General features: G+C 68.3%; 9 protein-coding genes. 2 read left to right on the top strand and 7 right to left on the bottom strand.

The genetic code is table 11. The features are described from left to right. Positions 1-112: 112 nt before the first annotated feature. From ABGA94_RS05170 to pilG, 7 genes are all read right to left on the bottom strand, one after another. Positions 113-577, bottom strand: coding sequence for a chemotaxis protein CheW (locus tag ABGA94_RS05170; RefSeq protein WP_005418442.1), 465 nt, complete (start codon positions 575-577; stop codon positions 113-115). Beyond that, positions 574-1911 (bottom strand): chemotaxis protein CheB, encoded by a 1338-nt coding sequence (locus tag ABGA94_RS05165; RefSeq protein ID WP_065178186.1) that lies wholly within the window; start codon positions 1909-1911, stop codon positions 574-576. Before ABGA94_RS05165 ends, ABGA94_RS05170 begins: the two co-directional genes overlap by 4 nt. Beyond that, complete coding sequence (locus ABGA94_RS05160; protein ID WP_375366573.1) at positions 1898-8611, bottom strand: Hpt domain-containing protein; 6714 nt, start codon at positions 8609-8611, stop codon at positions 1898-1900. Before ABGA94_RS05160 ends, ABGA94_RS05165 begins: the two co-directional genes overlap by 14 nt. A gap of 100 nt (positions 8612-8711) precedes the next feature. After that, positions 8712-10748, bottom strand: a complete 2037-nt coding sequence (locus ABGA94_RS05155) for a methyl-accepting chemotaxis protein (RefSeq protein WP_375366572.1) — start codon at positions 10746-10748, stop codon at positions 8712-8714. Positions 10749-10789: 41 nt separating this feature from the next. Then, positions 10790-11320, bottom strand: coding sequence for a chemotaxis protein CheW (locus ABGA94_RS05150; RefSeq protein WP_005418454.1), 531 nt, complete (start codon positions 11318-11320; stop codon positions 10790-10792). Continuing rightward, on the bottom strand, positions 11320-11682 hold the full coding sequence (locus ABGA94_RS05145; protein WP_005410717.1) for a PleD family two-component system response regulator: 363 nt from the start codon (positions 11680-11682) through the stop codon (positions 11320-11322). The genes ABGA94_RS05150 and ABGA94_RS05145 overlap by 1 nt, the downstream gene beginning before the upstream one ends. 18 nt (positions 11683-11700) lie before the next feature. Beyond that, positions 11701-12102: a twitching motility response regulator PilG gene (gene pilG, locus ABGA94_RS05140; RefSeq protein WP_005418455.1), complete on the bottom strand. Its 402-nt coding sequence runs from the start codon at positions 12100-12102 to the stop codon at positions 11701-11703. Between the two features lie 240 nt (positions 12103-12342). Between pilG and gshB the strand changes: the two genes are divergently transcribed. Continuing rightward, a complete protein-coding gene (gene gshB / locus ABGA94_RS05135; protein ID WP_065196658.1) occupies positions 12343-13290 on the top strand; it encodes a glutathione synthase in 948 nt (315 codons plus the stop codon). Next, positions 13290-14174 (top strand): energy transducer TonB, encoded by an 885-nt coding sequence (locus ABGA94_RS05130; RefSeq protein ID WP_262221381.1) that lies wholly within the window; start codon positions 13290-13292, stop codon positions 14172-14174. The genes gshB and ABGA94_RS05130 overlap by 1 nt, the downstream gene beginning before the upstream one ends. Positions 14175-14205 lie beyond the last annotated feature (31 nt).

Here is a 14205-nt window from a genome sequence, read left to right as displayed (position 1 = left end):
CCTGGGATAGGACCGGTTCGTGGTAGAGCCGGGCGCTGCCCGGCATCCACCGGATCATGGGGTTGCCAGCCAGCGGCCGGCACTACCGGGGATCCGACCGGCGGATTGCCGATCAGGCCGCCAGCGAATCCAGGGCGGCTTCCAACGCGTCCAGGTTCGGCAGCAGCGCACTCTGCTCACCCAGCAGCACGCGCATGTGCACGGTCTGCGGCAGGGTTTCTTCGGAGGCGTCGGCCAGCAAGCCGTCGCGCGGCACCGAGATCAGCTGCGGAAAGTTCTGCGTCAGCAGCGCGTAGTACGGGCGCTGCGCGTTGCCGCTGAGGGACTTCAGCACCACCACCTTGTTGTGGCCGGCCACCGTCTCTTCGCCCAGCCCCGAAAGGCGTGCGAACGACACCAGCGGCACCTGCCAGCCGTGCCAGCCGATCTCGCCGACCAGCCAGCGCGGCGCATCGGAGACCGGCTGCACCGGCACGCGCGACATCATTTCGGCCACGGTGGCATTGGGCAGCAGCACGCGCTCGTTGCCGGCCTGGATCAGGACGCCGCGGATTTCGTCATTGCTGGCGTAGCTCATGGTGCGTCTCCGTTGTCGTCCTGCTCACCCCAGCGCGCGGCAATCGCCTGCGCCAGTTCCTGCGGTTCACCGGCCACCATGCCGGCAGCCACCACGGCGGTGGCCGCCGCCGGGTCATAGCAGCCCTCGCCCACCTGCCCGGCCACCCACGCACCGGCGGCCGCCAGGTCCAGCGCCGGGCCTACGTGGGCCAGGTCGGCACCGCTGAGCAGCACCAGCGCGGTGTGTTCGGCCGGCAGCGAAGCGAGCGAAATACCGTTGGCATCGCTCTGGAAATGCAGGCCATCGCTGGCCGCGCGCACGCCGATATCATCGGCCAGAACGTGCACTTCGCCCGGCACCGCGTGCTGGCCGGCCTCGGCCAGCTGCACCGGCAACGGCGAAACACGGGACATCTGCTTGACCAGATTGCCGTAGCGGCCACCATCCAGACGCATGTGCACCAGGACCGGCACGCTCAACGACGCGGGCAGTGCGCCGAGCAGGCGACGCAACGCATCCGGGCCACCGATGCCGGCCAGCACCAGCAGCGATGCGGCACGCGCACCGGCCGGGGCGACGGCATCCAGATCGACCAGGCTCAAATGATCGGTATCGAACGAGGGCTGCGGCGCGACGACCGGCGCCACGGCTTCTGCCGATACGGGTGCTTCGATCGATTCTTCCACCAGCGACCAGGCGGTGTGATCGAAGGAGACCGGCGGTGTCGCAGGCGTCGCCGGTTCGGCCAGTGCCTGCGGCGCCGAAGGCGGATCCAGAGGCTCGGGCACGACCGGCTGCAGCGCCGCCAGGGCCTGCTCCAGCGCGATCGGTTCGTGCAGGTCTGCCGGTGGCGAATACAGGCCGTCGGCCGGAACGTCATCGGCCCAGCTCAGCGCCTGTTCCAGGTGCGGGCGCAGGGCTTCTTCCTGCGGCGCCGGCGCGGGCGCCGGATGGCCAGGCTCCAGCTGCAGGCTGGGCTCTTCTTCGGCGCCCGGCGGCAACACCTGCTGGTGGCCGTGCAGCTTGGCGGCCAGGTGGCGCCCCCAGCGTTGCGCCTCCCAGCCGTCGCGGCGGGCGGCCAGCTCAGCCTCATCGAACACCAGGGTCAGCCCCGGTGCCGAGAGCACGGATTCCAACCGTTCCAGTGCGTCCTCGATGGCAGCTTCCAGCGCGATCACCACGAACTGCGGGGCCGCGGCCTGCAGGACCTGCGGCTCCAGGCCGTTCGGATCATCTTCCAGGACCAGCTGTACATCGGCATGCGCCAGCGCCTCGCGCAGGCGTTCACGCGCCGCACCGGGGCGGGCCAGCAGGGCGACGGCCGGGGCCGGATGGGTTTCACTCACGGACACGGGCGATCCCCAGCAGGTCGTACACGTTACGCATCAGGTCCAGTTCCTGGTACGGCTTGCCCAGATAACGCTGGACACCGATCTCGAAGGCACGCTGGCGGTGCTTGTCGCCGCTGCGCGAGGTGATCATCACGATCGGCACATCCCTGTAGCGCGGATCGGCACGCATCACAGTGGCCAGCTCGTAGCCGTCCATGCGCGGCATCTCGATGTCCAACAGCATCAGGTCGGGCACGCGTTCTTCCAGGCGCTCCAGTGCTTCCACGCCGTCGCGGGCGACGCTGACCTCGAAGTTGTGGCGTTCGAGGATGCGCCCGGTCACCTTGCGCATGGTCAGCGAATCGTCCACCACCATCACCAGCGGCACCTGGCGTTCGTCGCGCGGCGCATTGGCCAGCACCGGTGCCGTCGGATTGGCCAGGAAGCGGCGCACCAGCGGCGCGACGTCCAGGATCACCACCACGCGGCCATCGCCGGTGATGGTGGCACCGTAGATGCCCGGCACCGACGCGATCTGCAGGCCGACCGGCTTGACCACGATTTCGCGGTTGCCCAGCACCTGATCGATCGCCACGGCTGCACGCAGGTCGCCGGCGCGGACCAGCAACAGCGGCACCTGGTCCTGGCCATCGGCACGCGCCGGGGCCTGCCCGACCAGGCTGCCGAGGTCATACAACGGATAGTCTTCGCCGCTGTAGCGGTAGCTGCTGTCGGCGGCCTCGAAACGTTCGCGCGACAGGCGGCCGATACCGCTGACCGAGGCCACCGGCACGGCGAAGGTGGTCTCGCCGATCTGCACGAACACCGCCTGGGTGACGGCCAGCGTCTGCGGCAGGCGCAGGGTGAAGCGCACGCCCTGGCCGCGCACCGACTGGATGTCGACCGAGCCGCCCAGCTGGCGCACTTCGTTGCGCACCACGTCCATGCCCACGCCACGACCGGCCAGCTGGCTGACCTGGTCGGCGGTGGAGAAACCGGAGGCGAAAATCAGGTTGTCCAGTTCCTGATCGTTCGGCTGCGCGTCGGCGGCCAACAGGCCACGGTCGATGGCGCGGCGGCGGATCGCTTCGCGATCGAGGCCGGCACCGTCATCGGCCACTTCCAGCACGATTTCCGAGCCTTCACGGTGCAGGCGGATGGCAACTTCGCCCTCTTCCGGCTTGCCGGCGGCGCGGCGCTGTTCCGGCGCTTCCAGGCCATGGGCCACGGAGTTGCGCAGCATGTGTTCGAGCGGCGCGACCATGCGGTCGAGGACGTTGCGGTCCAGTTCGCCGTGAGTGCCTTCCAGGGTCAGGTGCACCTGCTTGCCGGTATCCATGCCGGACTGGCGGACCACGCGGCGCAGGCGCGGCACCAGGCCATCGAACGGCACCATGCGCGCGCGCATCAGGCCGTCCTGCAGCTCGGAGCTGACGCGCGACTGTTGTTGCAGCAGCGAATCGTACTGGCGCGACAGATCGTCCAGTACCCCTTGCAGGCCGCCAAGGTCGGCCGCCGATTCGTTCAGCGCACGGCTGAGCTGCTGCAGCGTGGAGAAGCGGTCCAGCTCCAGCGGATCGAACTTCTGGTCTGCCTGGTCCTGCTCACGCTGGTAGCGGGCGACGATCTGCGCTTCGGTTTCCAGGTCGAGCCGGCGCAGCTGGTCGCGCAGTCGCGCATTGGTGCGCTCCAGCTCGCCCATCGCACCACGGAACGCGCCGAGCTGCTGCTCGAGGCGCGAGCGGTAGATCGCCACTTCACCGGCATGGTTGACCAGGCGGTCGAGCAGATCCGCGCGCACGCGCACCTGTTCCTGCTGCGGGCGTGCCAGCGGATCTTCATCGACCACGCCTTCGGCCGGCAGCGGTGCCGACAGTGGCGCATCAAGCAGTGCCGGTGCCGATGCCGGACTGGCAACCGGTGCCGAAGTGGCTTCTGCGACGCTCGCCACGTTGGCTGCGGCTGCGGCTGCAGCAGCCGCCGCAGCGATATCGGTGGTGGTTCGCACTTCGAACGCGTCGACCAGGTCCTGCGCCGGTTCCACCACGCGGTGGTCGCCGGTGCGGGTGAGCAGCTGGTGCAGCCGATCAAATCCGCGCTCCAGCAACTGCACATCGCGGCGTTCGATCTCGGTGCGACCAGCGGCGACGGCTTCCAGCAACGATTCGATGCTGTGGCCAAGATCGCCGATGGCGTTGATGCCGGCCATGCGTGCGCCACCCTTCAGGGTATGCAGGTCACGCTGCAGGCCGGCCAGCACCTCGCGGTCCTGCGGCGCATCGCGCAGCTCGCTGATCAGGCCATCACAGTGGTCGAGCAGGTCCTTGCCTTCCTCGACGAAGATGTCGACCAGCTCGCGATCGTAGACGCTGAAGTCGAGCGTATCGGCGCTGTCTTCCGGCACCGGGATGTCAAGGACGTCGGGTGCCACGGTTTCAACCACGTCGGCGTCAGGCGCGCCAACGGCCGGGGCATCCGATACGGCATCGGCATCGGCAGCTTCGGCGTGGACTTCCACCTGGCCCGGCGCGTCTTCCAGTTCGAAGAACCGCACCGGTTCGGCGGTGGCCGGCGTCGCGGCCTCCGCGATCTCCTCATTCACCGTCGCCGGGGACGGCTGATCGGCGCTCTCTCCTTCACCGATCGCCGCCTCCCCGCCGACGTCCGCATCCTCGGCAAAGGCTTCCGCCTCGCCCGGCGCGAGTTCGCTGGCCTGCAGGCCGAGCACGGACCATTGCCCGTCGTCGGCCAGGGGCTGCTCTTCGTCGATCACGTGCAGGCCGGCCTCGAGCGCGGCGTCCAGCGAGACCGGTTCTGCAAACCCCGGCGCAGCCATTTCATCCTGCAGGCTCGGCAGCTCGCTGTCGAGTGGCAGTGCAGCAGGCGTCTCGAATGCCTCAGCGTCCGCGACGTGCACGTGATCGAACGAGGACGCATTCAGGTCAGATGCGACGGCTTCGACAGCATCAGGAATCTCTTCGGCATCGCGGTCGTCGACCGGCAGCGCACTGGCATCCAGGTACGGCGACAGATCGTCCACGACGGTCAAACCGGCATCGTCGGCCAACAGCGGCGCGCTTTCGGCCTCCGCCTGGACACCGTCTACCTCAACGCCCGGAACGTCGTCGGCCACCTGGATCGATTCGACCACCGGTAGCGACGCCGCTCCCTCACCCGGTACCGACGGCCATCCGGCATCGAAGTAGCGCGAAAGATCGTCGCTGGCGGTCAGCTCACCGACCTCCAGCCCGCCCTCGCCCTCGATCGCGGCATCCTCGACCGGGGTTTCGGCGACATCGGCAACTGCCTGTGGTTCCTGCTCCGGCGCGACGGACGAAAGCGGGACCGCATCGGTTTCAGGCGCGACGGCTGCCGGGGCGTCCGCATCCCATTCCGCCGTCGGTTCGTCATCCAGCGCCAGCTCAGCTTCGTCGTCCTCCAGGCCCACCATCGGCCAGCGCGCTTCCGGCAACTCGCTGGCCAGCGCCTGCAGGCGCTGTGCCAGTACCTGTTGCGGTGCGATACGCGGCTGTTCGGCCTGCAGCGCTTCCATGGTGGCGGTGATCGCCTGCGCGGCCGCATCCAGCGCGGCCACGCCCTCATCACCCGGCACCACTTCGGCGGCCAGTGCACGCTTGATGTAGGACTCTGCACCGCCGGTTACAGCCGTGATCTCGGGCACTTCGGTCATCGCGAAGGCGCCGTTCATGGTGTGCACTGCGCGCAGGAGTGCGTCGCTGACCGGCTGCGGTGCCTGCTGCGCCGAACGCAGCCAGTCCTGCAGGGTGGCCTGATGGACTTCCACCTCGGCCTCGAGAATCTCGCGCAGCACGCTGTCGATGTTGGCCGGCGTGCCGGTGGCTTCGGCCTTCTCGGCGGTATCGGCCAGCGCCGAAGCGGCAACCTCCGCGTCGAGAATGCGGATGATCTCGTCTTCGCCCTCGACTTCGGCCACCGGTGCAACCGATGCAGTGGCCCCAGCCAGGGGTACGTAGTAGGTCTCCTCGCCTGCACCGACACGATCGGCGATGGCCTGCATGGCCTGCAGGTCGACGCTGATGCGGTGGCCATGGCGCAGCGCCGCGTTCAGCTGCGGCAGCGCCGCATGCGCGTTGTCGACCATCGCCAGCACGGCGGGAGATGCGGCGCGGCTGCCATCCAGCACGCGGTTGAGCATGCCTTCGATCTTCCACGCGAACTCACCCAGGGTGCGTGCGCCGACCAGGCGGCCACTGCCCTTGAGGGTATGGAAGATGCGGCGGATCGGGCGCAGCCGGTCCATGTTGTCCGGCTGCATGCGCCATGCCGGCAGCAGCGTGCCGAGATTGGCCAGCTCATCGTCGAACTCTTCCAGGAACACCTCGCGGATGTCCTCGTCGATGTTCTCGGCATCGTCGTCGAACCCGGCGTCGAAGCCCGCATTGGTGTCGGCGTCGGTCCCGGCAACGGCCGAATCCACCGCCTCCGGCGCTGCCGCAGCGGCCATCGCCTGTGGATTGAAGCCGGCAGCGGCCGCACTCAACTCGGCGAAGAACTGGGCGTCGGCCTCGCTGAAATCGATCGGCGCGATGGTGTCGATATCGATCACCGACACGGCCGGAGCGGACGTATCCGCCGCAGGAGCCGCCGCATCGATCAACGGCGACGTGATCGACGGTACCGGCAGGTCATCCGGGGCCTCATCCACCCCGGCCAGCGGCGGAACGACGGCATCGACGATCTCCAGCGACGGATGCAACGCGGCGTCATCGTCCAGCGACAGCGTTTCCATCGCATGCAGCGACAGCACGTCGTCAGCGTTGTCCAGCGCGTCGGCATCGAAGCGGAACACCACGTCGTCGGCCACGGCAGCCGCATCCTGTTCGGCCGCCACCGGGTCGAACACCGGTGCAGCATCGAAAGCGGTCGCGGAGGAATCCACCGCGTCCGTCCTCTCATCGATCACAGGCGCTGCGCTTTCCTCAAGCATCTGCGGCGCCCCGGACAGCGACCACTGCGGCGCACCGGAGTGATCACCCTCGGCCAGCTCGAAGCTGACCGGATCGAAACTGGCGAAGGTCGGGCTGCGCTCGTCATCGGCAGGCACGATGGCGTCGGCCTCCGGATGGAACGGCGCCAGCTCCCACTGCGGGACATCCGGCGCAGGTGCGCTGGACGCCGCGAAGACCAGCGATGCGTCCGCATCGTCGTGCGTCGGCAACGGCGAAGCACCGGTATCAGCCGTGCTGGCGGCCACGGCTGCCGCGGTGCCCAGCGCGCCGAACATCAGGCGGTTGTCGGACATCATCGGCGCCGGCGAGGCCGGCGGCGGATCGAAGGTGAAGTCCGGCAGTGGCACCGGCACGTCGCCGGCAGCGGGCGCCGCAGGCTGCACCGGAACCTCGATGCGCTCCGGCTGCAGGGGCTCGGCCTGCAACGCAACCGGCTCACGTTCGACCGGCAGCAGTGCCGGCGCGTCCGGCGCAACGGCATTGTGCTCCGGCAGCGGCCAGTAGCGCAGTGCCTCGAGGCTGCTGCGGGTGATTTCGAGGATGTCCTCTCGGCCCGGGCGGCGGTCGCGCAGGGCTTCCAGGTAGTACTCCAGGCTGGCCATGGCATCGGCCAGGGTGTCCAGTTGACGGCCGCTGGGCACGCGCTGGCGGCCGATCAGTTCGGCCTCGATGTACTGCTGCACGCCGCGCAGGTAATCGGCGGCGGTACCCAGGTCGAGCATGCGCAGCGCGCCGGACACATCGCCCAGCAGGCGTGGCACATCCTGCAGCTCGGCATGGTTCCAGCTGGTTTCGATGAAGGCGACGAAATGCTCGCGGGCAGCGGCGAAGTTGGCGATGGCTTCATGCGCCAGCACCTCCACCGTTCGCCGGTTCTCGACCGCGCTCGGGTCGTCCTCGCCACTGCCGCCGGCGCCCAGATGGGCAACCTGGTCGTCCAGCGAGGCATCGACGTACAGCAGTGCACCGGCAATATCCAGCAGCAGGTTCTCGTCGATCTGCTGGCGACCTTCGACCACGCCGCGCAGCGCATCGCGCTGCTGCACGACCACGCCGCGGGCCACGCCCAGGCCCATCATGCCCAGCGTATCGGCCACGGCGCCGAGCTCGTTGGCCTGGGTCTGCAGCTGTTCCGGCGCACCACCTGTGCGCAGGTGCAGGTCAAGCGCATCCTTGATGCGCAGCAGTTCTTCCTTCACCGCGCTGCCGACCGTGTCGAGCAGCTCGCGATTACGCCCGCTCAGGCTGCCACGGGCATGGTCCAGCTCGGCCTCGGTGGCGGTGACGCTGTCCGGCGCAAAGGCCAGCAGCACACTGTCAGTGACGCCTTCTTCGCCGCGCGACGCACGGATCTCGTTGAGCAGCGGCATCAGCACGATCGGAATGTCGCGATGGCCGTTCTGCAGGCGCTCCAGATAGTCGGGCAGCAGCACGCTGCCACGCATCAGGGTTGCGCAGGCTTCATCACGGTCGGCCACGCGGCCGGCGCCGATGGCGTTGGCCAGCTGCTCCAGCTCTTCGGCCACCATCGCCGGGGCATACAGCTCGACCATGCGCAGAGTGCCCTGCACCTGGTGCAGGTAGCCGGCGCAGATGCGCATGCGGCTGGCATCGGTCGGGTCTTCGGCGTAGTACTCGACCTCGTTGCGCACCTGGCGCAGGGTCTCGTCCAGCTCGGGCTTGACCCAGCCCAGCGCTGCGTGGCTCATCGCATCGCGCAGACTGCTCATGGACGCGCTCCGTTCGCCGCCGCGCGGTGGCCGCGCGAGTTCTGGCGTGGGGAATGGAAATGCTTCATCGACTGGTTCCTTGCTCGCCGCCCTGCCCGTGTCACGCCGGCAGCTTGAAGTCGGCGACCGAACGGCGCAGGTCCGCCGCCAGCTGCGCGAGGTGGCCGATCGACTCGGCGGTCTGTCCTGCACCCTGCGAGGTCTGCCCGGTGATCTGCCGGATCACGCCCATGGTGCGGGTGATGTCCGAGGCGGCGGCCGACTGCTGCTGGGCGGCGATGGAGATGTTCTTGATGAGGGTGTTCAGCGCGTTTGACACGCGTTCGATCTCGGTCAGCGCGGTACCGGCGTCCTCGGCCAGGCGCGCACCAGACACCACTTCGGCCGTGGTCTGCTCCATCGAGGTGACCGCTTCATTGGTGTCGGCCTGAATGGCCTGGACCAGGTTCTCGATGCGTCGGGTCGCACCCGAGGTGCGTTCTGCCAGGCGCTGCACTTCGTCGGCCACGACCGCGAAACCGCGGCCCGCTTCACCGGCCGACGCGGCCTGCACCGCCGCGTTCAACGCCAGGATGTTGGTCTGCTCGGAAATGTCGTTGATCAGTTCCACGATCGAGCCGATTTCCTGCGACGACTCGCCCAGGCGCTTGATGCGCTTGGAGGTCTCCTGGATCTGGTCACGGATCTGGTCCATGCCCTGGATGGTCTCGCGCACCACGCCGGCACCCTCGGCGGCGATCACCACCGAGCGCTGTGCCACGTCGGCCGACTCGGCCGAGTTGCGCGACACCTGCTCGATGCTCGCCGCGATCTCCCCGATGCGGTCCGAAGCCGAGGTGATCTGGTTGGCCTGGTGCCCCGCGGCCTCTGCCAGCTGCATGGCGGTGGCCTGGGTTTCCTGGGTGGACATCGCGACCTTGGCCGAGGTGGCGTTGATGGTGGTCACCAGGTGGCGCAGCTCGTCCACCGCGTAGTTGATCGCGTCGGCGATCGCGCCGGTCATGTCCTCGGTCACCGAGGCCTTCACCGTCAGGTCGCCCTCGCCGAGCGAGGAGATTTCGTCCAGCAGCCGCATGATCGCCTGCTGGTTGCGGCTGTTGAATTCCACCTGGGTCTGGTAGCGCAGTTCCTGCTCGCGCGAGCGGCTGCGCACGTTGGTGGAGACGAAGCCGATGATCGCGATCAGCGACAGCGCACCGGAGACCACGCCAATCCAGAAGTTCGGGAACAGGCGGGTGTCGGATACCGAGCCGAACGAGGAGAACGCCTCGAACAACTTGCGGCTGTCATCCAGCATGTGGGCCGAACCCTGGCCCAGCGCGGTGGCAGCGGACTGCGCGGCGAACAGCTGGCGCGAGCTGGCCAGGATCGCGTCGGCGTCCTGCTTCATCGCTTCCCACTTCTGCTGCGACTGTTCCAGCGCGGCCACGGCGGCGGCACCGCGCACGGCGGTGATGCCCAGTTCCTCGTTGCCGTTGCGCAGGCCGTCGAGCACCTGCGAGAACACGGTGATGTCACGTGCCAGCGCATCGCCGGAGGTCGCCGCGGCGCTGCCGCCGGCACGCATTTCGGTCACGCGGCGGGCCATCGAACCGGCCACCACGACCTGCTGCAGTGCGCTGTACACCTGCGACGACGGCGCGCCGGAAGCGGACATCGCACGCACCAGCTCGTTCAGCTGGGCCTGCAGGCCCGGCACTGCGCCGGTGAAGTTGTTCGCGTTGCCGGCCAGCGCCAGCACGGCCGGTTCGCTGGCCACCAGCTGCCCGGCCTGCTTGCCCAGCGGCGCCCAGGTCTCGCCGAGGGTGGCGATGGCACCGGCTACGCCCGGCTCCTTGCCGTAGCGTCCCTGCAGGGTCGACACGTTCTGCTCGATCGCGTTGCGGGTGGCCTTGAAGGCGGTGAAGGCCTGGGCGTTGCCGCCGACCGCGTCACGTCCCTGGTTGGCCAGCTGCTGCGACAGCACCTGCAGGTCGGCGGCCTTGGAGCCGGCGTCGGCAAGGCGGCTGCCCTGCCAGGTGGCGACGCCGGTGTTGACGCCGAACAGGATCATCGATGCCAGCAGCAGGAACAGCCAGAGGTTGCTGCCGCCCAGCCGCAGCTTGCCGGTCTTGGTGGCGTCCGAAGCAGTACTCATCGTTCAACCTCGATCTTCAATGCAGGGGGCGATGCCCGGCCTCAGGCCGCGGCTTGCCGGAATTCAGGGGTGCGCGACAGCAGCGAGAGCGAGAACACGCCCCAGTCGTGGCCGTCGGCATGGAAAGCACGATCGACGAAATGCCCGTAGCGGCCTTCGGCCAACGTGCCCGCTTCGATCTGCTGGTCCAGCTCGAAGCTGCGCTGGCCGAACAGTTCATCGATGGTCAGTGCGACGTCGCCGCCGGCCTGGCGCATGATCAGCACGCGCTGGCCTTCCTGCTGCACGGTGCGCGTGCCTTCCAGGAAGTACTTCAGGTCGACCACCGGGAACAGGTTGCCGCGCAGGTTGCCCACGCCCAGCAGCCAGGGCTGCGCACAGGGCACCGGGGTCACCGGTGGCATCGGTACGATTTCCACCACTTCGCGGAAATCGGACACCAGCCGGCGCTGGCCGACGCGGAAACCCACGCCACGCCACAGGTCCTGGGCAAACTGCTTCCCGGGCAGCTGCACCGCATGGGCCAGGCTGCGCCGTTCATAGGCTTCAAGGATGTCGAAGGGCGAGCGCATCAGGCCACCAGTTCGTTGATCCGCGCGATCAGTTCATCCTCGCGCGGCGGCTTGACGATGTAATCGGCGGCGCCCTGGCGCAGGCCCCAGGCCTTGTCGGTTTCCATCGCCTTGGTGCTGACGATGATCACCGGGATGTGCTTGATCGCCGCATCACGGGCCATCGCACGGGTCGCCTGGAAACCGCTCATGCCGGGCAGGACCACGTCCATCAGCACCAGCTGCGGCACCTGGTCGCGGACCAGCTGCAGGCCATCCTCGGCGTTGTCCGCTTCCAGCACTTCGTGGCCGGCACGGCGCAGCCACTGGGTGAACACCGCGCGGTCGGTCGGTGAATCCTCGATCAGGACGATACGAGCCATTGTGCCTTTCCCCCCTGGTCAGGCGTTGACGTATGTGCGGATGGCACCCAGCAGTTCTTCACGCGTAAAAGGCTTCGTCAGGTACTGCTCCGAGCCGACGATGCGTCCCCGCGCCTTGTCGAACAGGCCATCCTTGGACGACAGCATGATGACCGGGGTCGCCTTGAACAGCTGGTTGCCCTTGATCAGCGCGCAGGTCTGGTACCCGTCCAGGCGCGGCATCATGATGTCGACGAAGATGATCTGCGGTTGCTGGTCTGCGATCTTGGCAAGCGCTTCGAAGCCGTCGGTGGCGGTGACCACCTCGCAGCCTTCGCGCTTGAGCAGCGTTTCCGCAGTCCTGCGGATGGTCTTCGAATCATCGATGACCATCACCCGGAGTCCTGCGAGTTCCCCGCCCGCAGTCGTGTTTTCAGTCATTGCCTATCCCCAAGCGCACGGCCCGATCTCTGGCGGGGGCCGCTGCGAAAGCGTATCTATATCGCACTTTCCGCGCCCGCTTCAAGGCCGCCCCACGGCGCGGGGCATGGCCCCCTCCTGAACGTGACGGGTTTCGCAATGAGTGCGCGACCGCCGGGCGGACGCTGCGTTGCAGTATGGCAGGGAGGCGCGCGACCGGCGTTGCCGCTACCATCAACGCCTTGCCTGACAGGTGCGACCATGCCGTTGAACGTCATCGTGGTGATGGACCCCATCGCCCACATCAAGATCGCCAAGGACACCACCTTCGCCATGCTGCTGGAAGCCCAGCGCCGCGGCCATGCCCTGCACTACGTGCGGCCGGGCGGACTGGCCCTGGAAGGTGGCGTGGCCGTGGCCCAGACCGCGCCGCTGCAGGTACGCGACGACCCGGCCGGCTGGTATGAGCTGGGTGAGTTCAGCCGTACCGAGTTCGGACCCGGCCAGATCGTGCTGATGCGCAAGGACCCGCCGGTCGACGCCGAGTACATCTACGACACCCAGGTGCTGGACGTGGCCGCCGCTGCCGGTGCCTGCGTGGTCAACAACCCGCAGGGCCTGCGCGACTACAACGAGAAGCTGGCTGCCCTGCTGTTCCCGCAGTGCTGCCCGCCGACCCTGGTCAGCCGCGATGCCAAGGCGCTGAAGGCCTTCGCCCTCGAACACGGCCAGGCCGTGCTGAAGCCGCTGGACGGCATGGGCGGCCGCTCGATTTTCCGCAGCGGCCAGGGCGATCCGAACCTGAACGTGATCCTGGAGACACTGACCGACGGCGGCCGCAAGCTGGCGCTGGCCCAGAAGTTCATTCCCGACATCAGCGCCGGCGACAAGCGCATCCTGCTGGTCGACGGCGAACCGGTCGATTACTGCCTGGCGCGCATTCCCCAGGGTGACGAGTTCCGCGGCAACCTGGCGGCCGGGGGCCGTGGCGAAGGGCGCCCGTTGAGCGAGCGTGACCGCTGGATCGCCGGCCAGGTCGGCCCGGAGATGAAGCGTCGTGGCATGCGCTTCGTCGGCCTGGACGTGATCGGCGATTACCTGACCGAGGTCAACGTGACCAGCCCGACCTGCGTGCGCGAGCTCGACGCGCAGTACGGCCTGAACATTGCCGGCACCCTGTTCGACGCGCTCGAGGCCGGCCTGCGCTGATGCCGTCCGCACCTGCCGTTCTGCCCCCGCCGCCACGCGAAGCGCAACGGCTGGGGGCCACCATCGCACTGTCGGTGCTGGTCCACGCCCTGCTGATCCTGGGCGTGGGCTTCGCCGTGAAAGGCGATGCTCCGCTGGTGCCGACGCTGGAAGTGATCTTCAGCCAGACGCGCACCGCACTGACGCCAAAGCAGGCTGATTTCCTTGCCGCCGCCAACCAGGAAGGCGGTGGCGAGCACGACCGCGCACAGCGTCCGCGCGACAACCAGGCCGGCATCGTGCCGCAGGCCCAGTCCGGGTTGAGCCCGGTGCCGCAGCAACAGCAATCGGCCGCGCCGGTTCCGCCGCCGCAGGCACGGGTGGTCAGCAGCCGCAACGGACAGGACTCGGTGGTACAGGCGCAGGCCCAGCCATCCCCGGAACGCCCCGAGCCGGACGCGCCGTTGAGTGCACGCGAGCAGCGCGACGTGGAGATGGCGCGACTGGCTGCCGAGGTGCATCTGCGCTCGGCGCAGTATGCCAAGCGCCCGAATCGCAAGTTCGTGTCGGCCAGCACGCGTGAATATGCCTATGCCAATTACCTGCGCGCCTGGGTCGACCGCGCCGAGCGCGTCGGCAACCTGAATTACCCGGACGAGGCCCGGCAGCGCCGGCTCGGCGGCCAGGTGGTGATCAGCGTGGGCGTGCGCCGCGATGGCAGCGTGGAGAGCAGCCGCATCCTGCGTTCAAGCGGGACGCCGCTGCTGGATGAAGCGGCGCTGCGGGTGGTGACGCTGGCGCAGCCGTTCCCGCCGTTGCCAAAGACCGAGGACGAGATCGACATACTGCAGGTCACCCGTACCTGGGTGTTCCTGCCGGGTGGCACCCTGCACGACGACCGGTAGGGGTTTGTTGCCCGGGCCTGCGGCCCGGGAC

The sequence above is a fragment of the Stenotrophomonas sp. 3diitr2024 genome, assembly GCF_042136455.1.
Taxonomy (GTDB): domain Bacteria; phylum Pseudomonadota; class Gammaproteobacteria; order Xanthomonadales; family Xanthomonadaceae; genus Stenotrophomonas; species Stenotrophomonas sepilia.
This window is presented reverse-complemented; position numbering and strand designations above follow the sequence as displayed.